The organism is Allobosea sp., assembly GCF_035999205.1.
GTDB lineage: Bacteria > Pseudomonadota > Alphaproteobacteria > Rhizobiales > Beijerinckiaceae > Allobosea.
The window spans coordinates 468,178-491,196 of sequence record NZ_DASYHA010000026.1; the positions used below are offsets into that span (position 1 = coordinate 468,178).

The 23,019-nt window shown below is 67.4% G+C and carries 21 protein-coding genes; 12 read left to right on the forward strand and 9 right to left on the reverse strand.

All coding sequences use genetic code 11. The features are described 5' to 3' along the window. Window positions 1-192 precede the first annotated feature (192 nt). Window positions 193-2,037 (reverse strand): aminopeptidase P family protein, encoded by a 1,845-nt coding sequence (locus VGN82_RS24140; protein ID WP_327529619.1) that lies wholly within the window; start codon window positions 2,035-2,037, stop codon window positions 193-195. Between the two features lie 306 nt (window positions 2,038-2,343). Here VGN82_RS24140 and VGN82_RS24145 point away from each other — a divergent pair, with 306 nt between their 5' ends. Together VGN82_RS24145 and VGN82_RS24150 are read left to right on the forward strand one after the other, a co-directional pair. Further along, window positions 2,344-2,586, forward strand: coding sequence for a hypothetical protein (locus tag VGN82_RS24145; RefSeq protein ID WP_327529620.1), 243 nt, complete (start codon window positions 2,344-2,346; stop codon window positions 2,584-2,586). Window positions 2,587-2,680: 94 nt separating this feature from the next. Next, the gene (locus VGN82_RS24150; RefSeq protein WP_327529621.1) at window positions 2,681-2,809 is read left to right on the forward strand and encodes a hypothetical protein; all 129 of its coding nucleotides are present in this window, start codon (window positions 2,681-2,683) and stop codon (window positions 2,807-2,809) included. A gap of 42 nt (window positions 2,810-2,851) precedes the next feature. Here the strand turns inward: VGN82_RS24150 and VGN82_RS24155 are convergent, their stop codons facing one another. Together VGN82_RS24155 and VGN82_RS24160 are read right to left on the reverse strand one after the other, a co-directional pair. Beyond that, window positions 2,852-3,799 (reverse strand): 50S ribosomal protein L11 methyltransferase, encoded by a 948-nt coding sequence (locus VGN82_RS24155; protein WP_327529622.1) that lies wholly within the window; start codon window positions 3,797-3,799, stop codon window positions 2,852-2,854. Window positions 3,800-3,949: 150 nt separating this feature from the next. Next, on the reverse strand, window positions 3,950-4,696 hold the full coding sequence (locus VGN82_RS24160; protein ID WP_327529623.1) for an SDR family oxidoreductase: 747 nt from the start codon (window positions 4,694-4,696) through the stop codon (window positions 3,950-3,952). Window positions 4,697-4,819: 123 nt separating this feature from the next. Here VGN82_RS24160 and VGN82_RS24165 point away from each other — a divergent pair, with 123 nt between their 5' ends. Next, window positions 4,820-5,233, forward strand: coding sequence for a winged helix-turn-helix transcriptional regulator (locus VGN82_RS24165; protein ID WP_414644397.1), 414 nt, complete (start codon window positions 4,820-4,822; stop codon window positions 5,231-5,233). 55 nt (window positions 5,234-5,288) lie between these two features. Here the strand turns inward: VGN82_RS24165 and VGN82_RS24170 are convergent, their stop codons facing one another. Then, the gene (locus tag VGN82_RS24170) at window positions 5,289-7,664 is read right to left on the reverse strand and encodes an ATP-dependent helicase (protein ID WP_414644379.1); all 2,376 of its coding nucleotides are present in this window, start codon (window positions 7,662-7,664) and stop codon (window positions 5,289-5,291) included. Between the two features lie 122 nt (window positions 7,665-7,786). Here VGN82_RS24170 and VGN82_RS24175 point away from each other — a divergent pair, with 122 nt between their 5' ends. Together VGN82_RS24175 and VGN82_RS24180 are read left to right on the forward strand one after the other, a co-directional pair. Next, entirely contained in the window at window positions 7,787-8,176 is a 390-nt protein-coding gene (locus VGN82_RS24175; protein WP_327529624.1) for a hypothetical protein, read from the forward strand. A 78-nt stretch (window positions 8,177-8,254) separates the two neighbouring features. Further along, complete coding sequence (locus VGN82_RS24180) at window positions 8,255-9,907, forward strand: acyl-CoA dehydrogenase family protein (RefSeq protein WP_327529625.1); 1,653 nt, start codon at window positions 8,255-8,257, stop codon at window positions 9,905-9,907. Between the two features lie 109 nt (window positions 9,908-10,016). Here VGN82_RS24180 and msrB read toward each other — a convergent pair whose 3' ends face one another. Continuing rightward, complete coding sequence (msrB, locus tag VGN82_RS24185; protein ID WP_414644380.1) at window positions 10,017-10,463, reverse strand: peptide-methionine (R)-S-oxide reductase MsrB; 447 nt, start codon at window positions 10,461-10,463, stop codon at window positions 10,017-10,019. Window positions 10,464-10,589: 126 nt separating this feature from the next. Continuing rightward, on the reverse strand, window positions 10,590-11,666 hold the full coding sequence (locus VGN82_RS24190) for a tartrate dehydrogenase (protein ID WP_327529626.1): 1,077 nt from the start codon (window positions 11,664-11,666) through the stop codon (window positions 10,590-10,592). A gap of 114 nt (window positions 11,667-11,780) precedes the next feature. On the opposite strand from VGN82_RS24190, the gene VGN82_RS24195 reads away from it, so the two are divergent. The 5 genes from VGN82_RS24195 to VGN82_RS24215 all read left to right on the forward strand — a co-directional run bounded on the left by VGN82_RS24195 (window position 11,781) and on the right by VGN82_RS24215 (window position 16,389). Beyond that, the gene (locus VGN82_RS24195; protein ID WP_327529627.1) at window positions 11,781-12,485 is read left to right on the forward strand and encodes a GntR family transcriptional regulator; all 705 of its coding nucleotides are present in this window, start codon (window positions 11,781-11,783) and stop codon (window positions 12,483-12,485) included. Between the two features lie 56 nt (window positions 12,486-12,541). Then, window positions 12,542-13,525, forward strand: coding sequence for a tripartite tricarboxylate transporter substrate-binding protein (locus VGN82_RS24200; protein ID WP_327529628.1), 984 nt, complete (start codon window positions 12,542-12,544; stop codon window positions 13,523-13,525). A 94-nt stretch (window positions 13,526-13,619) separates the two neighbouring features. Then, a complete protein-coding gene (locus VGN82_RS24205; protein ID WP_414644398.1) occupies window positions 13,620-14,873 on the forward strand; it encodes a BtaA family protein in 1,254 nt (417 codons plus the stop codon). Window positions 14,874-14,917: 44 nt separating this feature from the next. Continuing rightward, a complete protein-coding gene (locus VGN82_RS24210; protein ID WP_327529948.1) occupies window positions 14,918-15,535 on the forward strand; it encodes a class I SAM-dependent methyltransferase in 618 nt (205 codons plus the stop codon). Window positions 15,536-15,594: 59 nt separating this feature from the next. Beyond that, window positions 15,595-16,389 carry a potassium channel family protein gene (locus VGN82_RS24215; protein ID WP_327529629.1) on the forward strand — a complete coding sequence of 265 codons (795 nt, stop codon included), beginning with the start codon at window positions 15,595-15,597 and terminating at the stop codon, window positions 16,387-16,389. Window positions 16,390-16,429: 40 nt separating this feature from the next. Here VGN82_RS24215 and VGN82_RS24220 read toward each other — a convergent pair whose 3' ends face one another. Then, window positions 16,430-16,996: a thioesterase family protein gene (locus tag VGN82_RS24220; RefSeq protein ID WP_327529630.1), complete on the reverse strand. Its 567-nt coding sequence runs from the start codon at window positions 16,994-16,996 to the stop codon at window positions 16,430-16,432. 268 nt (window positions 16,997-17,264) lie between these two features. Between VGN82_RS24220 and VGN82_RS24225 the strand changes: the two genes are divergently transcribed. Together VGN82_RS24225 and VGN82_RS24230 are read left to right on the forward strand one after the other, a co-directional pair. Further along, on the forward strand, window positions 17,265-18,704 hold the full coding sequence (locus VGN82_RS24225; RefSeq protein ID WP_327529631.1) for an FAD-binding oxidoreductase: 1,440 nt from the start codon (window positions 17,265-17,267) through the stop codon (window positions 18,702-18,704). A 137-nt stretch (window positions 18,705-18,841) separates the two neighbouring features. Next, window positions 18,842-22,477 (forward strand): AsmA family protein, encoded by a 3,636-nt coding sequence (locus VGN82_RS24230; RefSeq protein WP_327529632.1) that lies wholly within the window; start codon window positions 18,842-18,844, stop codon window positions 22,475-22,477. A 114-nt stretch (window positions 22,478-22,591) separates the two neighbouring features. Here VGN82_RS24230 and VGN82_RS24235 read toward each other — a convergent pair whose 3' ends face one another. Further along, window positions 22,592-22,816: a ribbon-helix-helix domain-containing protein gene (locus VGN82_RS24235; protein WP_327529633.1), complete on the reverse strand. Its 225-nt coding sequence runs from the start codon at window positions 22,814-22,816 to the stop codon at window positions 22,592-22,594. Further along, entirely contained in the window at window positions 22,813-23,010 is a 198-nt protein-coding gene (locus VGN82_RS24240; RefSeq protein ID WP_327529634.1) for a DUF4169 family protein, read from the reverse strand. Before VGN82_RS24240 ends, VGN82_RS24235 begins: the two co-directional genes overlap by 4 nt. Window positions 23,011-23,019: the final 9 nt, after the last annotated feature.

The following is a 23,019-nucleotide window of genomic DNA, read 5'->3' on the forward strand; positions in this document are numbered from 1 at the left end:
CTGCCGCGGCGAAGGCGAAGGCGGCGAGGAACATGTGGGCGTCGCGTGGAAGGTCTGGCATCGGACATCTCCTGTTCGGGAGCCGGTGCATAATCGTTGCCATGTGACAAACGCGCGACGGGTTATTGAAGGTGACCTCGGCATTCTAGAAATGCATAACAGGGAAATACCCCACCGACCCGCCATAGGGTCTCACAGCGGCAGACAGGCCTGCTCCAGCCAGATCTTGGCATCGCCCTCGACCAACGGCGCGAGATTGCTCCAGACCTGAGCGTGATAGGCGTTGATCCAGCCGATCTCGCCGTCATCGAGCAGCTTCAGTTCGAACAGTGCGCGCTCATAGGGGCACCAGGTGATGGTCTCGAAGCCGTAGATCGTGCGGTCGCCACCGGGGATGACGCGCTCCTCGACCACGATCAGGTTCTCGATGCGGATGCCGTACTCGCCCTGCTTGTAGTAGCCGGGCTCGTTGCTCAGGATCATGCCGGGTTCGAGCGGGGTCGTGCCGAGCTTGGAGATGCGCTGCGGGCCTTCATGCACCGACAGGAAGCTGCCGACACCATGGCCGGTGCCGTGGTCGAAATCGAGCCCGGCCTGCCAGAGCGAGAGCCGCGCCAATGCATCGATCTGGGCGCCTGAAGTGCCCTTGACGAAGACGGCGCGCGAGATCGCGATGTGGCCCTTGAGGACACGGGTGTAGCGATCGCGCATCTCGTCGCTCGGCGCGCCTACGGCCATGGTGCGGGTGATGTCGGTTGTGCCGTCTTCGTATTGGCCGCCGGAATCGACCAGGAGGATACCGGGCTCGACCTTGCGGTTGCTGGCCTCGGTCACGCGGTAATGCGGCAGCGCCGCGTTGGGGCCGGCGCCGGCGATGGTGGTGAAGGAGACGTCCTTGAGCAGGCCAGTCTTGGCTCTTTCCGCTTCCAGCGCAGCCACCGTGTCGATCTCGGTCAGCTTGCCGCCGGTCGCCTCGCGCGCCAGCCAGGACAGGAAGCGCACCATGGCGGCGCCGTCGCGCAGATGGGCGTTTCGCGCTCCCCTCAGCTCAGCCTCGTTCTTGCGGGCCTTCATCAGCGCGATCGGGTCGGCGCCGGCATCCGGAGTGCCGCCGGCCTCACGGATCAAGGTCGCAAGGGCGGAGGCAGCGGTGGTCGAATCGAGGCGTACCTTGGCACCGGCGGCACCCAGTGCGGCGAGCTGGGCTTCGAGTGCGGCAGGAGGGGCGATCTCGCCAACGGCGCCGATGGCATCGCCGGCTTCGTTGGTGACCTTCTCTGGTGCGAGGAACACGGTCGGGCGCCCCTCGCGCGGGACGATGGCGTATCCGAGCGGCAGCGGTGTGTGTTCGACGTCTCCGCCGCGGACATTGAAGGTCCAGGCGAGGGCGTGCGGATCGGAGACGACCAGCGCATCCACCTTGGCCTTGGCGAGGGCCTCCTGGATGCGGGCAAGCTTGCTCGCCGTGTCCTCGCCGGCGAATTCGGCCCGATGTGCCTTGACCGGTGCGCTGGGAGGCGCGGGGCGATCGCTCCAGAGCGCGTCGATCGGATTTGCTTTGACCGCGACGAGCTTGCCGCCGGCAGACACCGCGGCTTTCTCGAGCCTGGCGACGCCGTCGACGGTGTGCAGCCAGGGATCGTAGCCGAGCTTGCCTCCTGCCGGCAGGTTCTCCTCGATCCAACGATCGAGCGGAGTATCCTCCATGCGGGTCGGCGTGACGACACGGGTGTCGGTCTGCTCGGCCGACTGGATCGTGTAGCGGCCGTCGACGATCAACGCGGCCTTGTCCGCCAGCACGACGGCATTGCCGGCCGAGCCGGTAAAGCCTGTCAGCCAGGCGAGGCGGGCCATATGCGACGGGACGTATTCACCCTGATGCTCGTCGGCGCGCGGCACGACGAAGCCGTCCAGTCCTTGTTGCGCCAGTGCCTTGCGCAATGCGGCGATACGAGGTGCGACCTGCGAAGGGTCGCTTGGCTCGGAAAAGGACTGAAAGCGGCAGGCGGAATGGGCAGCAGCAGGCGATTCGGGCATCGGGGCAGGGTCCGGGGAACGATTTGCCCATCGTCGCGGCTCTCGCGAGCGAAGGCTAGCCCGAAAGGGAAGCGCGGCAGTTATTCGTGCTTGCGAGCGCCGCCGCATATCGAAGCGGTTTGCCACTTTGCCATGCAGTGGTTGCCATTCCTTAACGCAGATCAAGTTTGCCCATGCGTCAGATGCATATCTCGCATCTGCGAAATCCTCTTCTCGCACGTGCGAAGAAGTACCACTTTGGTCGCATAAGAGAACGAGGAAGCGACCGGGACTGTCCTTCGTTTCGTTTAGAGGAGATGGATCCCTATGACCTATGTGCTGAATGACGCCTCGGTCCTGCCTGCGGCCGAGATGACGAAGACCGCCAAGACCGCCGATGGCAAGGGTTTCTGGCAGCGCCTGTACGCTGCGATGATCGAGAGCCGCCGCCGCTCAGCCCTGCGCGAACTGCGCGCCTACTCCTACCTCATCAATGAGTCGGAGATGGTGATGGGCGGCCTGCCGGGCGCAACGGTCTCCGCCGACGTCGCCCTGCCGTTCAATCGCTGAGCTTCGCCTTTCTCACCTGCGTGACGAGCGCGCGGGCTTCTCTTCCCGATTTCGCCGCCGGCCTTCGCCCGGTGGCACAGACAGGACAAAGATCATGATCGCCATCATCAAGCATGCCATCGAGCGGGTCGTCGACGCCGTCAATTTCGCCAGCGCCGTGTGGCACGATGCCCGCGCGATGCAGGACGAGGCCGAGGCCAAGTACGGCCACATCGGCTTCTGATCCGACGGGCGCGCGAGCGCGCCTGCCGAGCGTGGATGTGAATTATCGAAGGTGGCGTGGCCTTGGGGCCGCGCCGCCTTTTTTCATGACCAGCGTCGCCCAGCCCTCGCGGAGCGACTGGCTGGCGAGATAGAGGCCTTGATGCCGGTAGGTCGAGACGACGCCGGCGACATCCATGGCCAGCAGGCCCGACAGGATGACCGTGCCGTCCGGCGCCAGCACGCGCGCGATCGAGGGGGCCAGGCGCTTCAGCGGACCGGCGAGGATGTTGGCGAAGACGAGGTCGAAATGGCCTGAGCGGTTCGCCTTGGCATGGCGCAGGCCCGGCGCGACATAAAGATCTAGGGCATGGGGAGCATGGTTGACGCGGGCATTATGCGCTGCGACCTCGACGGCGATCGGGTCGATGTCGCCGGCGACCACCTTGCGCCTGCTCTGCTTCGCCAGCGCGAGCGCCAGAATGCCCGTGCCGGTGCCGACATCGATGGCGTTGCGCGGGCGGCGGCGCTTCAGTTCGGCGTCGAGAGCAAGCAGGCAGCCGGCGGTGGTGCCGTGATGGCCGGTGCCGAAGGCGAGTGCGGCCGGGATCTCGATGCCGACATCGTTGATGCGGACCGCGTCGCGATCGTGCTCGCCATGGACGAGGACGCGTCCGGCGCGGACGGGCTGCAGCCCCTCGAGGCTGGCGGCGACCCAGTCCTGCTGGTTCACCGTCGCGAAGGGCGTGGCGTCGACGACATCCCCGACGATCGGCCGCAGCAGGTCGCGTACAGCCTCCTCGTCCGGATGCGTGGCGAAATAGATCTCGACCTTCCAGGGTGCGTTGAGCGAGAGCGTCGTGACGCCGCTCTCGATCTCGAAGGCCGAGATCGCCGTTTCCGTCGGGTCGAAGACCTCGCCCAAGAGCTCGGTCAGCGCGCGCGCCTTCTCGCCCGAGGTTGAGAGTTCGAGGACGGTCGCGACCGTCGATGGCAGGAGACCTTCACGCATGGGCTGCGGATTAGCAGGCGCGGGAGGCATTGTCATGACCCGCTACTGCGAGATGCTCGGGCTTCGCCTGACCATCTCGGAAACCAGCGTACTTGTCATGAGCTTCTCGGGTCCGCGCGATGTGCGGCCCGAGAAGGACCGGGGTGCGCCTCAGTGGTCCCGGGCGCTCAGCGCCGCGAACATCTGCGCGAGGTTTCCGTTCTCCGCCGCGAAGCGCAGCGGCTTGCAGCGTTCGACGATGACCTCGCCCGATTCCGGAGCGGCTTCGAGGATCGCCATCACCTCGGCGATGAAGTCGGCCAGCGGCATGGCGTCGGGGTCGACAGCCTGCTGCGGGCCGAGAAGCTCGGTCTGCACATAGGGCGGCGCGATCTCGATGACCTCGACAGATGTCGCCTTCAATTGCTGGCGCAATGACATCGACCAGGAATGGATCGCCGCCTTGGTCGCGGAATAGGTCGGAGTCGCGGCCAGCGGCACGAAGGCCAGACCCGAGGAGACGGTGACCACAGATGCGCGTGGCCGCGCCAAGAGGTGTGGCAGCAGCGCCGCCGTCAGCCGGATCGGCCCGAGCAGATTGGTTGCGATCGTCTCTTCAGCGGTGGCGAGGTCGATTTGCTGCTCCGGCCGCATGATGCCGGCATTGTTGATGACGACATTCAGCGCCGGGAAGCGTTCGGCGACCTCTTTTGCGAACGCTGCGATATCGGCCTTGTCCTGGATGTCGAGCAGCATCGACCGCATGCCGGGGTTGGCCTCGGTGACCTCGTCGAGCACGCTCTCGCGGCGCCCGGCGATGATGACGGTGTTGCCCTTCGCGTGCAGCGCCTCCGCGAGCGCGCGGCCGATGCCGGAGCCGCCGCCGGTGATCAGGATGGTGTTGCCGGAGATGTTCATGGGCCCGGTCCTTTCAGTTTCGCGCCGTTCTGGGTTGCGCCGAACTCAGTTAGGCCTGATGCTCTCCAAGCGAAAGAAGGCACCTAAAAGTTCTATAGATACCAAAAGGAGAGCGTAATGCGGATGATCCGGGATGCCGTTTCGGCCATGCAGGAGCAGGGACGGCTGTTCCACCCCGATGTCAGCCCGGGGGTCGAGGAGCTGGTTCGCGACGTGATCGGGCAGATCGCCGACAAGTGGACGATGCTGATCCTGGAGGCGCTAGAGGAGCACGGCACGCTGCGCTTCACTCAGGTGGGCCGGATCGTCGGCGGCATCAGCCAGAAGATGCTGACCCAGACGCTGCGGCAGATGGAATGCGACGGGCTGATCACCCGCACAGTGCATCCGGTCATCCCGCCGCATGTCGACTACACGCTGACCGAGATCGGCCGCGAATTGACGGCGGCCTTTTGCGGCGTCTGGGTCTGGGCGGAAACCTATCACACGCAGGTCGAGGCGGCGCGGAAGGCGTTCAAGGCGCGGGAAGGGCGGTGATGCCCGGTTATCCAGCTCTTCGCCGCGCCCGGGATGGCTCGCTGATCGGCGGCGCCTAGCCCGCCTTCTGCACGAATGAATCCAGCACCATCTTGCGCCCGGCCTTGTCGAAATCGACCGTCAGCTTGTTGCCGTCGACGCTGGCGACGGAGCCGGGACCGAACTTGACGTGGAAGACGCGTGCGCCTTCGCCATAGGCCGATGAGCCCGTCGACTTGGCCGTGAGTTCGCCCTCGATCAGCAGAGGGCCGCGCTGGCGCGAGCTACCATATCCGCCCGATCCGAAGCCGCTGCCGCTTTCCGAGAAGCCGGAGCCGCCACCTCTCGCCTTGTTCTCCTGGGCGCGCTGCCAGCCCGGTGTGTTGTAGCTGGAACCGAAACTCTCCATGCGGTCGAAGCGCGAGGCGCCGTAGCCGCCCTGCGAATAGTTGGTCGCGGCCTGCACGACTTCGACATGCTCCTCCGGCAGTTCGTCGATGAAGCGCGAAGGCAGGCTCGACTGCCAGAGGCCGTGGATGCGGCGGTTCGAGGCGAAATAGAGCTTGAGGCGCTTGCGGGCGCGAGTCAGGCCGACATGGGCGAGACGGCGCTCCTCCTCCAGCCCGGCGCGGCCGCTCTCGTCGAGCGCGCGCTGGTTCGGGAATAGCCCTTCTTCCCAGCCCGGCAGGAAGACCGTGTCGAATTCCAGCCCCTTGGCGCCATGCAGGGTCATGATCGAGACGCGCCGCGTGTCGCTCTCGCCGGAGTCGGCGTCCATCACCAGAGATACGTGTTCGAGGAAGGCCGGCAGGTCCGGGAATTCGTCGAGCGAGCGGACCAGTTCCTTGAGGTTTTCGAGACGCCCGGCAGCGTCCGCCGAGCGGTCCTTCTGCCACATTTCGGTGTAGCCGCTCTCTTCGAGTACCAACTCCGCGAGCTCGCCCTGCCGCATGTGCTCGGCCCTGGCCGACCAGCGGGCGAAGGCCTCGACCAGCTCGCGCAGCGCGGTGCGGGCCTTGGGCTTGAGCTCGTCGCTCTCGACGATGGCGCGGGCCGACTGCAGCAGCGAGAAGCCCGTGGCGCGGGCATGGTTGTGCAGGATCTGCACAGTGGCGTCGCCCAGCCCGCGCTTGGGCACATTGACGATGCGCTCGAAGGCGAGGTCGTCCGAGACCGAGACGACGCAGCGCAGATAGGCCATGGCGTCGCGGATTTCGGCGCGCTCATAGAAGCGCGGACCGCCGATGACGCGATAGGGCACGCCGGTCTGGACGAAACGCTCTTCCAGCTCGCGCATCTGGGCGGAGATGCGAACCAGCACCGCGATCTCGGCGAGGTTCTCGCCTTTCGCCTGCATGGCCTCGATCTCGTCGGTGATCAGGCGGGCTTCTTCCTGGCTGTCCCAGGCGCCGGTGATGGTGACCTTCTCGCCTGCCTCGTCCTCGGTGCGCAGCGTCTTGCCGAGGCGGCCCTCGTTACGGGCGATCAGCTTGGCGGCGGTGGCGAGGATATGTCCGGTGGAGCGGTAGTTGCGCTCCAGGCGGATCACGACGGCGCCCGGAAAGTCCTGTTCGAAGCGCAGGATGTTGTCGACCTCGGCGCCGCGCCAGCCATAGATCGACTGGTCGTCGTCGCCGACGCAGCAGATGTTGCGGCGGCCCTGTGCCAGCAGGCGCAGCCAGAGATACTGCGCGGTGTTGGTGTCCTGGTACTCGTCTACGAGGATGTAGCGGAAGCGCTCGTGATAGCTCTGCAATACGTCCGGACGCTCGCGGAAGAGCGTCAGGCAGTGCAGCAGGAGATCGCCGAAATCGACGGCGTTCAGCGCCTTCAGTCGATCCTGATAGGCGGCATAGAGCTTGCCGCCCTTGCCATTGGCGAAGACGGCGGCCTCGCCCGGCGCGACGTCCTTCGGCGCCAGCCCGCGGTTCTTCCAGCTATCGATGAAGCCCGCCAGCATGCGGCCGGGCCAGCGCTTCTCGTCGATGCCCTCGGCCTGGATCACCTGCTTCATCAGGCGGATCTGGTCGTCGGTGTCGAGGATGGTGAAATCGGCACGCAGGTCGAGCAGCTCGGCATGGCGGCGCAGCAGCTTCGCCGAGATCGAGTGGAAGGTGCCGAGCCAGGGCATGCCCTCGGCAACCGGGCCGACGAGATGGGCGACGCGCTCCTTCATCTCGCGCGCGGCCTTGTTGGTGAAGGTGACGGCGAGGATCTGGGAAGGGAAGGCGCGGTTCGTCGCGATCAAATGGCCGATGCGGGTCGTCAGCACGCGGGTCTTGCCAGTGCCCGCGCCGGCCAGAACCAGCACGGGACCATCGGTGGCCTCGACGGCCTGCCGCTGCTCCGGGTTGAGGCCCTGAAGATAGCCCGCGCTCGGCACGGCCGCGGCGCGCGCCGCGAGGCCGCCGGGGCGGGGCAGGGGGGCCGAGTTGGTGCCGTGGTCTGACAAGTGCACAGTGCCTGATCGTGATTCGTTCTCGCGTCAATATAGGGTGTCGAGCCGGATAATGCGCGTCACCCGGCGTCATGTTTCCACCGGGATTGTCCTCGGTTGCGTGCTGACGCATGGTCATGGGGCTCGCAGCGATGCTGCTTTACGACAGGTATTGCCTCATGAGTCTTCGCCGCCAGATTCTTGTCGGTGTGTTTGGGATCGCCCTGCCCGCGCTTGCGAGCGCACAGCCCAAGCCGGCGCCTGACCCGCTGCGGGATTGCGAAACCCTCGCCCTGGCTCAATCGAAGAGCGAGGGCGGCACGCTCAAATCGATCAGGATCGAGCGCGGCGACAGCCTGCACGAGAACCGCTACGACAGGAAAGTGGGCAGCCAGTACGTCTCGTCCGAATACATCGCCTGGGCCGCGATCGAAGACGCGGACGGCAAGCGCCGTGCGCGGATCGTGTGCCTGCACACCGGCACGGTCGGCAACAAGGCGGTATATGTGCTGGAGGTTCCGAAATAGCAGGCGCTGCTTGTTGCGAGGCGGCTTTCGTGGCTCTCGCAGCATGCGTCGGCATGTCGCCCGAGTGGGAGCGCGGTCATGGCCAGGACTGCCGATCGTGGATTCGTCCACGAGGTGACCAATCAGGTCCCCGTGCTGGCGGATTACGACGCCTTTGCAGCTGATCCGGTGCTGCGGGCGGCGATCTCCGCCTTCGGCGCGGATTGGGCAGGCGAGCGGCTGCACGAGGCCGGGCGCTGCGTCGGCTCTGCCCATGTGCAGGAACTGGCGCGGCAGGCGAACCGCTTCACGCCGGAACTGCGAACGCATGACCGCTTCGGCAACCGCATCGACCAGATCGCCTTCCATCCTGCCTGGCACGAATTGATGGGGCTCGCCATCTGCCAGGAGGCGCATGCGCTCGCCTGGAACCAGCCGCGGCCCGGCGCGCAGGTCGCGCGTGCGGCGCTGACCTATATGTGGACGCAAGGAGAAAGCGGCATCTGCTGCCCGATCAGCATGACATACTCGGCGATCCCGCTGCTCAGGCAGGACGCGGCGCGCTGGGCGGAATGGGGCGCTCTCGTCTCGTCAAGCCGGTACGACGCGCGTCAGGGACCGGCGGCGGCCAAGACTGGCGCAACCGTGGGCACTGCGATGACGGAGGTGCAGGGCGGCTCGGATCTACGCCAGACGCAGACGGTCGCCACGGATAATCGCGACGGAACCTTCTCGCTCACCGGGCAGAAATGGTTCTTTTCGGTGCCGCATTCGGACCTGTTCTTGACACTGGCGCGGACGGGCGCGGGGATCTCCTGTTTCGTGGTGCCGGGCTGGCTGCCGGATGGAGCGCGCAACGGCATCGCCATCCAGCGGCTCAAGGACAAATGCGGCAACCGCTCGAATGCCTCGTCGGAGGTCGAGTTCCGTGGCGCCATCGGCCACATGCTGGGCGAGCCGGGGCGGGGTCTGCGCACCGGCCTTTCGATGAACCACAACAGCAGGCTGGACATCGCCGCCTCCGCCGCGGGACTTATGCGGCAGGCGGTGTCACTGGCAGCGCATCACGCCGCGCATCGCCACGCCTTTCAGCGCGTGCTGATCGACCAGCCGATCATGCAGAACGTCCTCGCCGACCTCGCCATCGAGGCGGAGGCTGCCGCCTGGCTCGCCTTCCGGCTCTTCGCTGCCGTCGACCGGCAGGAAGCGTCCGAAAGCGAGAGGTTGCTGGCGCGGATCGGTGCGCCGATCGCGAAGTACTGGCTGGCCAAGCGCGCGCCGGCCGTCGTCGTCGAGGCGCTCGAATGCCATGGCGGCAACGGCTTCATCGAGGAGAACCCGATGGCGCGGCTCTATCGCGAGGCGCCGCTGAACTCGATCTGGGAGGGCTCGGGCAACGTCATCTGCCTCGATGTGCTGCGGTCGCTGGAGCGCGAGCCGGGGACGCTTCCGGCGCTGCTCGGCGAACTCGGCGAGGCCAAGGGGGTGGACAGGCGTTTCGATGCGGCGCTGACGGCGCTCAGGGACGAAATGCCCGAGCTGACGCGCCATGAAGGCCAGGCGCGTCGGCTGGTCGAGCGACTGGCCGTCATGCTGCAGGCGGCCCTGCTGCTGCGTTATGCGCCGGAGCGCGTCGCAGACGCCTTTGTCGCGAGCCGCATCGAGGGCGCCTGGTCAGGGCATTTCGGCGATTTGCCTGCGTGGATCGATTCCGGCGCGCTGGCTCGGCGGGCAGTGCCGGAGCTGGCGTGAACTCCACCCTCATGCTCGCCCCTTTTTTGCGAGCTTCCGCGTCTTGAACGGGGATCGCGACCAGCAAGGAGGCGGATGGTCGGGACAAGCCCGACCATGACGACGCCGATCAGCCTGCCGTCGCCGCCGGCTCGAAATCCATCGCGACACCGTTGATGCAGTAGCGCAACCCGGTCGGCGGCGGGCCGTCCGGGAAGACGTGGCCGAGATGGCCGCCGCAATTGGCGCAATGGACCTCGGTGCGGATCATGCCGAACTTGTGGTCCTCGCTGATGCCGACCGCGCCTTCGAGCGGCTGGTCGAAGCTTGGCCAGCCGGTGCCGCTTTCGAACTTCTTGCCGGACTGGAACAGGGGTTGGCCGCAGCCGACGCAGGAGAAGGTTCCGGCACGCTTCTCATAGTTCAGCGCGCAGGAGCCGGGACGCTCGGTGCCATGGCCACGCAAAACGTTGTACTGCTCCGGCGTCAGGCGCGCGCGCCATTCGGCATCGCTGAGTTCGTAGGGGAAATGCTCCTCGGCTGCCTTGGCGCCGCCGAACATGCTGCTCAGTCCCATGCCGTCCTCCGTGATCTCTGGGGTCCGGCCGCAGATATGGGGCGCGGGACCCAAAATTGCAGCCCCCGCCCCGTGCGGCGGGGCAGGGAGTGCCACGCGCCGCACGTTGCCCGTGGTCGCGAGCGGTCAGGCGTTGTCGCTGGCAATCGCAGCGATGACCGCGTCGGTGACCTGCCGGGTTGTCGCCTTGCCGCCGAGGTCCGGCGTGTGGAAGGCCGGGTCGGCAGTCACGCGCTCGATCGCCCGCATCAGCCGGGCCGAGGCGGCGGGCTCTCCAAGATGGTCGAGCATCATGGTCGCCGTCCAGAAGGTGCCGATCGGGTTGGCGATGCCCTTGCCGGTGATGTCGAAGGCCGAGCCGTGGATCGGCTCGAACATCGAGGGGAACGCGCGCTCGGGATTGAGGTTGGCGGTCGGCGCGATGCCGAGCGAGCCGGCGAGCGCAGCAGCCAGGTCGGACAGGATGTCGGCATGGAGGTTGGTCGCGACGATGGTGTCGAGGCTACCGGGCTTGATGACCATGCGCATGGTCATGGCGTCGACCAGCATCTTGTCCCAGGTCACGTCCGGGAACTCGCTGGCGACCTCGGCGGCGATTTCGTCCCACATCACCATAGCGTGGCGCTGGGCGTTCGACTTGGTGACGACGGTCAGCAGCTTGCGTGGCCGCGACTGCGCCAACTTGAAGGCGAAGCGGATGATCCGGGTCACGCCTGCGCGCGTCATCATCGAGACGTCGGTCGCGACCTCCTCCGGGAAGCCCTTGTGCACGCGCCCGCCGACGCCGGCATATTCGCCTTCCGAGTTCTCGCGCACGATCACCCAGTCGAGCTCCGGGCCGGACACGGAGCGCAGCGGCGAGACGATGCCCGGCAGTACGCGGGTCGGGCGGACATTGGCGTACTGGTCGAAGGGCTGGCAGATCGCGAGGCGCAGGCCCCAGAGCGTGACGTGGTCGGGAACGTCTGGCGCGCCGACGGCGCCGAAGAAGATCGCGTCGTGGTCCTTGATCTGCTCGCGGCCGTCGGCCGGCATCATCAGCCCGGTGCGCTTGTAGTAGTCCGAGCCCCAGTCGAAATGGTCGAAGGCGAAGCCGAAGGAACCGTCGCGCTTCGCCAGCGCGTCGAGAACCTCGATGCCGGCGGCGATGACCTCGACGCCGATGCCGTCGCCCGGAATGGCTGCGATGCGGTGCGTCTTCATCTTCGTCTCCCCCGAAAGCTGACTTCAGTGTCGTCTTTGCGAGCGATCTCTCTGCAAGTCAAGAATCCATTGCAGCTTCCATGGAAGTTGGTAGTGTCAGCGTCGGAGGTGCCAATGGCGGCGCGGAGCAAGGCAATCGAGCAGGCGAGCGAGCGGGGTACGAGCCTCGTCGACAGCGCCTACGCAGCCCTGAAGCAGGCGATCCGGGAGAGCGTCTTCGCGCCGGGCTATCAGGCCTCGGCGGGCGAGCTGGCGCTGCGGCTCGGCGTCAGCCGGACGCCGGTGCACGAGGCGGCGCTGCGCCTGCAGGAGGAGGGCCTCGTCCGTATCCTGCCGAAGCGCGGCATCCTGATCTGCGCCTTGGCGCCGCAGGACATCGCCGAAATCTATGAGGTCCTCATCGCGATCGAGGCGGGGGCGGCGGAGCTCTCGGCCAGAATGCCGGAGCCCGCCCGCATCGCATTGGCGGATGAACTCGACCGCGCGACGGATGCGATGGGCCGGGCGCTGGCGACCGGCGATCTCGATGGCTGGGGCCGCGCCGACGAGACTTTCCATCGCCTCCTGGTCGAGCGCTGCGGCAACAGCCGCTTCCTGCGCATCATCCAGACGGTGAACGACCAATCACACCGCGCCCGCATGCTGACGCTGCGGCTCCGGCCGCGCCTGCCGTCGTCCGAAGCCGAGCACCGCGCCACCAGCGATGCGATCCGGCGGGGGCTCTCCGGGCTCGCTCGCGAGGCTGCACGTCGGCACCGCATCCGGGCGCGCGACGAATTGCTGCCGCTGATCGAGAGCGTGGGGCTGCGGCACATGTAGGGGCTTCAACTGTCGAAGACCGCGATCAACGCGGCAAACCGAAACGGAGGAAATCGATGCGTCGTCTGATCCAGGCTCTCGGGGCCGCCTTTGCCATGTCCGGCTTGGCCGTGGCCGCAACTCCGGTTGCCGCACAGAGCTATCCCTCGCGTCCGCTCACCATGATCGTGCCCTTCGCCGCCGGTGGGCCGACCGACGTGATCGCGCGGATTGTCTCCGACCACATGTCCCGCACGCTCGGGCAGTCGATCGTGGTCGAGAATGTCGCCGGCGCCGGCGGGACCACCGGCTCGCTGCGCGTCGCACGCGCGACGCCCGACGGCTACACGGTGATGATGGGCAATCTCGGTACGCATTCGGCCTCGGTTGGGCTCTATCCCAACCTCGCCTACGATCCGCGCACCGATTTCGCACCGGTCATCAACACGGCCGGCACGCCGATGCTGATCTCGGCGCATAAGGATTTCCCGGCCAACACGCTGCAGGAACTCGTTGCGCTGCTGAAGGCCGATCCGTCGAAGTACAACTGGGGCCATGGCGGCATCGGCTCGACTTCTCACCTGACTTGCGTGTTCTTCCACCATCTGATCAAGGCACCGGTCCAGCAGGTGCCGTTCCGCGGCTCGGGCCCGGCGATGAATGCGCTGCTCGCCAAGCAGCTCGACTATGTCTGCGACCAGACCGTCGGCATCGTGCCGCAACTGACCAACCTCAAGACCTATGTCGTCGCTACGCCGACGCGGCTCGACGTGGCCAAGGAGGTGCCGACGAGCCAGGAGGGCGGCCTTCCGGAATTCCAGGCCGTCGGCTGGAACGCCATCTTCGCGCCGAAGGACACGCCGAAGGAGATCGTCGACAAGCTCAACGCCGCGGGCCGCGCTGCGCTGGCGGATCCGGGCGTGAAGGCCCGGCTGCTCGAGCTCGGCTGCGTCATTCCCGACGATGCCGGCCAGAGCCCGGCCGCGCTCGGAGCCCATGTCCGCGCCGAGGTCGACAAATGGACGCCTGTAATCAAGGCGGCCGGCGTCACGGCGCAGTAGCGGGCTGAGGCGCGGGCGTCACCCAACCGTCACGCGACTCCACTAGTCGGCTCGCCATCGCAAATGGCGGGCGAGGGCCAAGGTGACGCAGCAGCTGACGCAGACGGCACGCACGGTCCGCCGCACGACGACGATGGGCCTGACCACCGCGGTCCATCGCAGCAAGCCCCTCTCGAAGGCGGGGCTCCTGGAGCGTATGTTCACGCTGGCCTTCTCGGGGCTGGTCTATCCGCAGATCTGGGAAGACCCCGTCGTCGACATGGAGGCGTTGCGGTTGCGGCCCGACGACCATGTCGTCGCGATCGCGTCGGGTTCCTGCAACGTGCTGTCCTATCTCACGGCAGACCCGGCGAAGATCAGCGCGATCGACCTCAACGGCGCCCATATCGCGCTCGGCCGGCTGAAGCTCGCGGCGCTTGCGCGCATGACGCGGCATGACGAGTTCCTGCGCTTCTTCGGACAGGCGCAGACTCCGGCCAACGTCGCGTACTACAACCGCGAGATCGCGCCGCATCTCGATGCGGTCTCGCGTGGCTACTGGGAAGGCCGGGGACTCGACGGGCGTCGCCGCATCGGCATGTTCGCACGCAACGTCTACCGCTTCGGGCTGCTCGGACGCTTCATCGGCGCCGGTCATCTGCTCGGCCGGGCGCTGGGCTGCGATCCCCGCAAGATGCTGGAGGCCCGCGACATGGCCGAGCAGCGCGTGCTGTTCGAGCGGCATCTCGCTCCGGTCTTCGACAAGCCCTTCGTGCGCTGGCTGATCCGTCAGCCGGCCTCACTCTACGGGCTCGGCATCCCGCCGGCGCAATACAAGGCCCTCGCCGCCGACGGTTCGGACGGCATCCGCGGCGCGTTGCGCGACAGGCTGGAGCGGCTCGCCTGCGGCTTCGATCTCAAGGCCAACTACTTCGCGCGGCAAGCCTTCGGCCGCGGGTACGAGCCTGGAGCCGAGGCGGCGCTGCCGCCTTATCTGCAGCGCGAGCATTTCGAGCGGGTGAGGGCTCGTGCGGGCCGCGTCTCCTATCACCAGAGCGCGGTCACGGTCTTCCTCGAGGCACAGCCCGCCAAGAGCTGCGACGCCTTTGTGCTGCTCGACGCGCAGGACTGGATGAACGATGCGGATCTGACAGCGCTGTGGACGCAGATCACCCGCACGGCGAGATCGGGAGCGCGCGTCATCTTCCGCACGGCGGCCGACGAACGCCTGCTGCCGGGTCGCGTCCCGGCCGAAATCCTTGACCAATGGCGCTATGACGAGGCGCAGAGTCGGGCGCTTTGCGCGCGCGACCGCTCCGCGATCTATGGCGGTTTCCATCTCTATGTGCTGCCGGAGGCCGCGGCGTGAGCGCGGCGGCGCCCGAGCGCGGCGCGGCCGGGCTGATGGATGCGATGTATCGCCATCAGCGCCACATCTACGATGCCAGCCGCAAGTTCTACCTGCTCGGGCGCGATCAACTGATCGCCGGGCTCACCCCCCCACCGGGCGGAACCGTGCTGGAGATCGGCTGCGGCACGGGGCGCAACCTGATCGCGATCGCGCGGGCCTACCCGGCTTGCGCCTGCTATGGACTCGACGTTTCCAGCGAGATGCTGACGACGGCGCGGCAGTCAGTCGAGCGCGCGCGCATGTCCGACCGTATCGTGCTGAGGCAGGCCGACGCGACGGCGTTCGATCCGCAAGCGCTGTTCGGCCAGCCGGGCTTCGACCGGATCGTGATCTCCTATGCGCTCTCGATGATCCCGCCCTGGCGCGGGGTGGTCGGGGAAGCTGTGCGGCGGCTGTCGCCGGGCGGGGAATTGCACATCGTCGATTTCGGTGACCAGCGGGACCTGCCGGCCCCCTTCCGGGCGGTGCTGAACCGATGGCTGGCGCTGTTCCACGTCACGCCGCGTGCCGATCTCGCAGCCGCGCTGGATGACGCCGCGCAAGCCGCGGGCGCGAGGGCAGATACGGTCTCGCTTCATCGCGGATATGCCACCCTGGCGAAGCTGCGTCGCGCCGCCTGAGCACGGCGACGCATCTGCCATGCTGGACGCTGCGCGCGGCTTCATGCTAGCGCCGGTGAATGAGCCAAGAGGCCAATACGGACGCGCAGCCCGAAGGCGGAGGCCTGCGCGACCGGCTGCGTCAGCTCTTTCACGGCCGCTCGCCGCTCGCCCTGCGGTTCCAAGCTGCCGCGGCGATCATCGATCTCCTGATTATCGCGTTCTTCATCGTGTCGCCGATGATCCGCGACCGGCCGACCTTTCTGTGGATCGACTACTCGATCGCGGCGATCCTCCTGATCGAGATCGCCGCCCGCATGCTTGGGTCGTCCAATGTGCCGCGGCTGCTGCGCCAGCCGACCATGCTGCTCGACTTCTTCATCCTTGCGACGCTACTGGCGCCAGAGACGCTGGAGAATTTCGGCTTCCTGCGCATTCTCCGGCTGTGGTCGCTGTCGCAGCGCGGCTGGATCTGGGCCGAACTGCGCGAGACGCGGCTACGGGCATGGGAGGATGCGGCAAAGGCGGTATTCAACCTCACGACGTTCCTCTTCGTCGTCACCGGCTTCATCTACAGCTTCTTCTTCGCTGACCGGCCAGGACTCGAAGGCTATGTCGATGCCTTCTATTTCACGGTCGCGACGATGACGACGACCGGTTTCGGCGACATCGTCCTGCCGGGCGTCGCCGGCAAGCTGATCTCGATCGTGGTGATGATCGTCGGCATCACGCTGTTCGTAAGGCTGGCGCAGGCGGTGTTTCGGCCGACGAAGGTGACGTTTCCCTGTCCGCAATGCGCGCTGCAACGCCATGAACCCGATGCCGTGCACTGCAAGGCATGTGGCCATGTGCTGCGGATTCCCGATCACGACTGATCAGCGGCGCCTGTCCCGCGCTCGACCGCGCGGGTTTGCGTCAGTGCCGGGTTTCGGTTTCGGTCTCGCGCTCGCCGGTCATGCCCTCGACGGTAATCGCGGTCTTCTGCGGCATGCCGATTATCCGGCCGATCGTCGCGGGCAGCGGCATCATGCTGTGGGCCGCCTTCATCAGGGCGAGATTGGCGAGGATGTCGGCGGGGAAGGGGTGGACCTTGCGGTTGGTCAGGTCGACGTGAAGCGAGAGGTTCTCGCTGGTCGCAGCGAGCCAGCCCTCGGACGCGTGGCGCATTTCGAGGTAGTAGTGCAGCCGCTTGTCGTCGAAGGCGATGAGCTGGGCCGTGATCCTGACCAGGTCGCTCTCGGTCAGCTCACGCTTGTAGAGGATGTGGCATTCTGCCGCGAAGGTCGAGGCGTGGCGCGCATCGACATAGTCCTGGTTCAGCCCGACCAGCGAGAACACCTCGTCCACGGCGCGGTCGAACAGCACATGGTAATAGGCCATGTTGAGATGGCCGTTATAGTCGATCCACTGGGGTTCGACCCGCATCGCCGACGAGACGAAGGGCGCAAAAAACAGCGCCGGGGCGCGGATCTCATCTTTCATGGCCGCCTCCCTTACTCAAAGCCACATGGTACGCGAATCCACATGGGCGCGGATGTCACTCCTGCGATCAGGGCATGGTCGTCGCTACCAAACCGCATCATTGCGGCTGCCCTTTGCGTGTCGGCATGGTCTATCATACTGCGTAATCACCAGCCGTCAGCCCGGCTGGGCGACGTTTGAACCATCTAGCGTCAGGCTGCTGCCCGGATCGTGAGCGATCATGAAACCGGACTGGTCGAAGTCTAAGCTCCAGAACCGGATGTTGACAATGAGTTTGCCTGCTGCCGCCTCGCATGAGACCCCCGCATCCGCCGCAAAGCTGCCGCCGTCGCCGCAAGCCGTCGCAGCCGTCACGCAGGCGCTCGCGGCCTCCTTCGGCAACAGGCTCGTCACGAGCCTGGCCGTGCGCGAGCAGCATGGCCACACGCTGACCTGGATCGCGAACCAGCCGCCGGATGCCGTTGTCTTCCCGCAGAGCACGCAGGAGGTCTCCGAGATCGTGAAGCTCTGCGCCGCGCATGGCGTCCCGGTCATCGCCTTCGGCACGGGGACCTCACTGGAAGGCCATGTGAATGCGCCCTTCGGCGGCGTCTGCATCGACATGAGCCAGATGAAGGAGATCGTCGCCGTCCATGCCGAGGATCTCGACTGCGTCGTCCAGGCCGGTGTCACGCGGAAGGAGCTGAACGAGCATCTGCGCGACCAGGGTCTGATGTTCCCGATCGACCCCGGCGCCGATGCCTCGATCGGCGGCATGGCCGCCACGCGCGCCTCCGGCACCAATGCGGTGCGCTACGGCACGATGAAGGACAATGTCCTCGCGCTGACCGCGGTCATGGCCGATGGCTCGATCGTCAAGACCTCGACGCGGGCGCGCAAGACCTCGGCCGGCTACGACCTGACGCGGCTGCTCGTCGGCTCCGAGGGCACGCTTGGCATCATCACCGAGATCACGCTCAAGCTGCACGGCATTCCCGAGGCGATCTCGGCCGGCATCTGCCCGTTTCCCTCGGTCAAGGCCGCGTGCGACGCCACCATCATCACCATCCAGTCCGGCCTGCCGGTGGCGCGCATTGAACTGCTCGACGAGGTGATGATCCGCGGGGTCAACATTCATTCCAAGATCGGCCTGCCCGAGACCGTCATGCTCTTCGTCGAGTTCCACGGCACGGATGCCGGCGTGAAGGAGCAGTCCGAGCGCTTCGGCGAGATCGCGGCCGAGTTCGGTGGCGGGCCGTTCGAATGGGCGACCAAGGCCGAGGACCGCAGCAAGCTCTGGCAGGCGCGCCACGACGCCTACTGGGCGGCAAAGGCGCTGCGCCCGGCCGTCAATTCGGTTGCCACCGATGTCTGCGTACCGATTTCCCAGCTCGCGGACTGCGTCGAGGAAACCAAGCGAGACATCGAGGCGAGCGGGCTGATCGCCCCGATCGCCGGCCATGTCGGCGACGGCAATTTTCATACGCAACCGCTGGTCGACCTGAACGACCCGGAAGAGGTGGCCCGGGCCGAAGCCTTCATCGATCGCCTCGTCAAGCGCGCGCTGGCCATGGGCGGCACCTGCACGGGCGAGCACGGCGTCGGCCAGAAAAAGGGCAAGTATCTCGAGGCCGAGCATGGCGCGCCGGCATTGGCCGTGATGCGCCAACTCAAGCGGGCGCTCGACCCGCAGAACATTCTCAACCCCGGCAAGATCTTCGTCCCGTAGTCGCGCAAGGCCGGCCGGTCGTCCGATCTCGACCGGTTCTCTGTGGAGATTGGCCTGATCCTGGAAAATGTCGTGATCTCGCCGCGACTTGGCGGCATGATCACGACACACCCACATGACGAGGATAAAGCGGGACGTTGCGTGAAACCCTGACAGTCCTGGCCGGCCTGCTGGTGCTGGCGCTGCTCGCGGCCCTGATCGGGCCGGGCTTCGTAGACTGGCGCGGCTACCGACCCCAGTTCGAAGCCCGGCTCGCTTCCGCAGTCGGCGTCGAGACCAGCATTTCCGGCGGTATCAGCCTGCGGCTTCTGCCGTCGCCCAGGTTGACGCTGCAGGATGTACGCTTTGGTGGCCGGAGCTCTGAGGTGAGCACGGCGGCTGTCGAGTCGCTGACGGTCGAGCTGGCGCTGTCGGCCCTGGCGCGAGGCGAGTTCCGCATCGCCGAGGCGAAAGCCGAAGGGGCGGTCGTCTCCGTCGCGCTCGATGAGGCGGGCACGATCCGTCTGCCGACGCAGACCGGCGCCGGCCTGCCGGTGCAGACCAGCCTGGACCGTCTGGCCGTCAGCCGTTCGATGCTGGTCTGGCGGGAGCCCGGCAAGGAGCCTCTGACGATCGCGCCGATCGCGGCCGAGGTCTCTGCCGTAAGCCTGTCCGGGCCCTGGCGGATCGAGGGCGAGGTCGCGGGCTCGTCGCTGCGCGTCACCACCGGCGCGCTCGAGGCGGATGGCCGGCTGCGGGCAAAGGCGTTCGTCACCGGCGAGGACCTCCAGCTCAGCTTCGATGGCAACTTCCTGCTGCCGGCTGCGGCTGGCGGCGGCATCGGTCTCGGGCTCGACGGTGCCTTCACGCTGTCACCGGGCGGGGCGCTCGCCCTGTCGGGCAAGGTCAGCGGCGGCAGCCGGCAACTCGACCTGGCGAGCCTGGTGCTCGATATCGCCGGCGGCGCGGCGCGCCTGGAAGGCGAGGGGCAGTATCTCCCGGCGACGGGGAATGGCTCGCTGGCGCTGCGGGCACGCCGGCTCGATGCCGATGCCCTGGCCGGAGCATTGGCCGAGCGGGCCGGTTTCGAACGTGCCGTGCAGACGCTCCCCGGTCACTTCGACATTTCGCTCGATCTCGACCAGTTGATCTGGCGCGGCGAGGATTTTTCCGCTTTCGGCTTGCGCGGGCGGCTGGATGGCCAGGGCCTTGCCGATGCCACCGCTTCCGTGCGGATTGCGGGTGCACTGCTCGGAGCGAGCGGCGCCGTCGACGCCAATGGTGTTGCGGGCAAGCTTAATCTTCAGGCTGCGGATTCGCGACGGGTCGGCCTCGTTCTGGCCCGGGCGGGCTTGAACCCGGCGCTGGCCGACCTCGTTGCAGGGCTCGGCCAGATCGATGCCGAAGCGATCGGCGCCTGGGATGGCGGGCGCATCGGTCTGCAGCGACTGATGATGACCGGGTCCTCCGGCGTCCGGCTCGAACTCTCCGGCGACGTTACCGCGGAGCGCTTTGCCGCCAAGGCCGCCCTGCACGGCTTCGACCTCAACACCCTGCCGGCCGGGGAGAGTTTCGCCGGTCTGCTCGGCGCGCGCGACCTCGCGCTCGACCTGAGCCTGACGAACGCGCGCTTTCGCAATGCGCCGCCCGGCTCGGCCAGCCTCGATCTGCGCCGCGAGGGCACGAACTGGCGCCTGAGTCGGCTGGGTATCGACGGATTCGGCGGTGTCGCCGTCTCCGGTTCGGGCGCGCTGCTGGCGGAGGGCGGCGAGATCTCCGGCCGCATCCGCGCACCCCGCTTCGAGACGATCGCCGCGCTGGCCGGGCCGCTTCTGCCCGAGGCGACGAGACAGGTGCTCGGACGTGTCGGCGACGGGCTGTCTCGGCTCGACGCCGGCTTTCGGCTGACGCGTGCTCCGGCGGGAGATACCGGGCTGACTGTCGACGGCTCGGCACAGGCAGGACGCCTGTCGCTGACCGGGCGGCTCGATGGCGGAGGACACTGGACCGGCGCGAAGCTGCGGTTCGAGCTGGCGGACCGGCGCCAGGCGTTTCAGGCGCTCGGCCTGCCGGCGCCGCGACAGTCCGGCCCAGGCGAACTGGTCCTGGAGCAGGGAACAGGGCGCCTTGTCGGCACGTTAGCCGGGCCCGGCCTCTCCATCGTGCTGGAGAACGAGGCACGGTCGCCGCGGCTGGCGATCCAGGCCGACGATGTCGGCCAGATCCTGCCGGAGGGGGCATCTCGACTGCTGCCGGAGGGGCTTCTCGATGCCCATGCCCGTATCGGTTTCACGCCGGAGAGCGTTTCGTTCGATGAGCTCGTGGTCAATCTGGGCGGTACTTCGGCGCGCGGCAGCGTCGCCTTTGCTCGCGAAGGTGGGCTGACCGGCCGCATCGCGGTTCCGGGAACCGATCTGCGCGCTCTGCTGGGCTCGGCCCTGGGCGCGGGGCCTTCCGGCGCTACGAGCTGGTCCACGACCCGCTTCAACGCGCCAACGGGATTGCCGGCCTTCCAGCTCGCAATCGAGGCGGGGTCGCTCCTGGCGACCGAAGGCGTCAGCTTGCGCGACGCGCGGTTTACCTTGCGCGCGGATCAGGACGGGTTGCGGCTCGACGACCTGACGGCTGCCTATGGCGGCGGCCGCGTCGGCGGTCGTTTTTCGACCCGACGCGAAGGGGGGCTCGCCCAGCTTGCCGGCCGCGTCAGCCTCGAACGGGTTGATCTCGCCCCGCTGACGGGCGGTGCGCTCGGTGGCAAGGTTTCAGGGCAGTTCGAGGCCGGCGGTTCGGGAGAAAGCCCGGCGCGGCTGATTGCCGGGCTCGGCGGATCGGGCAGCCTGACCTTCACCGATGCACGCCTCAGCCGCTTCGACCCCGCCGCCTATGCGCGCGTCATTGCAGCTACCGGCGAGGATGCCTCCGAGAGCGATACATCGCGTCTGCAGCAACGTCTTCACGAGGCCCTCGAACGCGATTCCTGGGCGTTGGGCAGCGTCACGGTGCCCTTCACGCTGGCGGGCGGCCTGATCCGGCTGCAGCCGCTGAGTTTCGAGCGCGGTGGCCTGCGCAGCGAAGCCAGCGGCATCGTCGACCTGCGCGCCCTGAACCTCGATCTGCGGCTCGGCGTGAGGCCGATCGGCCCCTTGCCCAAAGGCTGGCCGGCGGATGCGCCGCAGGTCGGCATTGCCTGGCGCGGGCCGCTCTCGGCGCCGCGCCGCGAGGCGGATGTGAACGCGCTCTCGAACATGGTGGCGGCGCGGGCGCTGGCGCGCGAGATCGAGCGGGTCGAGGCCTTCGAGGCGGATGCGCGCGAGCGTGCCGCGCATTCGCGGAGGCTCCGGGCCGAGCGCGAGACGCGGGAGAACGAGCGCAGGCTCGCCGAGTTCCTCAAGGCGGAGGAGGAGCGCCGCATCGCCGAAGAGAAGCGGGCCGAGGAGCGCCGCATTGCCGAAGAAAAGCGGGCCGAGGAGGCGAGGCGTGCCGAGGAAGCGCGACGGCTGGCCGAGGAGCGCCGGGCGGAGGAAGCGCGCCGTGTCGAGCAGGCGCGGATCGAGCAGGAGATGCGCCGCCGGATCGAGGCGGAAGAGCGGGCCGAGCGCTTGCGGGCGGCGGCCGAACGCGCCGCGGCCGAGCGGGCGGCGACGCAGCAACAGCAGCCCGGGCCACTGATCCTGCCCGGTGCGCCGCGCGCGAACTTCCCCGACGCCGTGCTGCAGCCGGCCCCGCCCCTGGCGCCGCCGATCGACATCCAGCCCGTGCCGCGGCCCTTGTCACGAGGGGCGCAGCCGAACTGAGGCGTCTTCGCAATCTGATTCAGCTCGTTGCGAGATCGATTCAGGCGGGCGGCGCAAGTGGCTGCCGGAGAATCGTTTTCGGGGCCGGCGGTTGTGGCTTGATTCCGCCCTTGATTACGCGCCGGCCGCCTTCGCCCGGTAATGCGCCAGCACGTGCAGCCGTAGCGCCGAGGACAGGTTGACGGCCTCGCGCCCCGAATCGACCGCTGCGATCAGCGCTGCGACCGTCAGCCCTTGGGCCGCGGCAATCTCCTTCAGGGCATCCCAGAAGGGTTCCTCGAGCGAGACGCTGGTGCGGTGTCCGGCAATCGTCAGCGAACGCTTGCGTTCTGCGCTCACGGTTTGGATTCGCCATCCTCGCCCGGCAGGCGATGGCCGTCGAGCGTGCGCGCGGCCTTGTCGCGCTCAGCCTCGGTCAGGCTGCGCTCGGCCTTGCTACGGCCGAAGCTGATCCGGTTCTGCTGCGCCTGATTCTCGGCATCCTGCCTGGCGCGCTGCTTGCGGGCGCGCCGGAGGTTGATGATCTCGGCCATGGTGTTGGT

Excerpts from the sequence above, each read along its gene's own strand:
- VGN82_RS24210 (WP_327529948.1), top strand. The coding sequence starts at position 14,918 with ATGTATCGCCATCAGCGCCACATCTACGATGCCAGCCGCAAGTTCTAC.
- VGN82_RS24155 (WP_327529622.1), bottom strand. The coding sequence starts at position 3,799 with ATGCGTGAAGGTCTCCTGCCATCGACGGTCGCGACCGTCCTCGAACTC.
- VGN82_RS24195 (WP_327529627.1), top strand. The coding sequence starts at position 11,781 with ATGGCGGCGCGGAGCAAGGCAATCGAGCAGGCGAGCGAGCGGGGTACG.
- VGN82_RS24165 (WP_414644397.1), top strand. The coding sequence starts at position 4,820 with ATGATCCGGGATGCCGTTTCGGCCATGCAGGAGCAGGGACGGCTGTTC.
- VGN82_RS24175 (WP_327529624.1), top strand. The coding sequence starts at position 7,787 with ATGGGGCTCGCAGCGATGCTGCTTTACGACAGGTATTGCCTCATGAGT.
- VGN82_RS24150 (WP_327529621.1), top strand. The coding sequence starts at position 2,681 with ATGATCGCCATCATCAAGCATGCCATCGAGCGGGTCGTCGACGCCGTC.
- VGN82_RS24200 (WP_327529628.1), top strand. The coding sequence starts at position 12,542 with ATGCGTCGTCTGATCCAGGCTCTCGGGGCCGCCTTTGCCATGTCCGGC.
- VGN82_RS24180 (WP_327529625.1), top strand. The coding sequence starts at position 8,255 with ATGGCCAGGACTGCCGATCGTGGATTCGTCCACGAGGTGACCAATCAG.
- VGN82_RS24215 (WP_327529629.1), top strand. The coding sequence starts at position 15,595 with ATGAGCCAAGAGGCCAATACGGACGCGCAGCCCGAAGGCGGAGGCCTG.
- VGN82_RS24225 (WP_327529631.1), top strand. The coding sequence starts at position 17,265 with ATGAGTTTGCCTGCTGCCGCCTCGCATGAGACCCCCGCATCCGCCGCA.
- VGN82_RS24160 (WP_327529623.1), bottom strand. The coding sequence starts at position 4,696 with ATGAACATCTCCGGCAACACCATCCTGATCACCGGCGGCGGCTCCGGC.
- VGN82_RS24140 (WP_327529619.1), bottom strand. The coding sequence starts at position 2,037 with ATGCCCGAATCGCCTGCTGCTGCCCATTCCGCCTGCCGCTTTCAGTCC.
- VGN82_RS24220 (WP_327529630.1), bottom strand. The coding sequence starts at position 16,996 with ATGAAAGATGAGATCCGCGCCCCGGCGCTGTTTTTTGCGCCCTTCGTC.
- VGN82_RS24240 (WP_327529634.1), bottom strand. The coding sequence starts at position 23,010 with ATGGCCGAGATCATCAACCTCCGGCGCGCCCGCAAGCAGCGCGCCAGG.
- VGN82_RS24145 (WP_327529620.1), top strand. The coding sequence starts at position 2,344 with ATGACCTATGTGCTGAATGACGCCTCGGTCCTGCCTGCGGCCGAGATG.
- msrB (WP_414644380.1), bottom strand. The coding sequence starts at position 10,463 with ATGGGACTGAGCAGCATGTTCGGCGGCGCCAAGGCAGCCGAGGAGCAT.
- VGN82_RS24190 (WP_327529626.1), bottom strand. The coding sequence starts at position 11,666 with ATGAAGACGCACCGCATCGCAGCCATTCCGGGCGACGGCATCGGCGTC.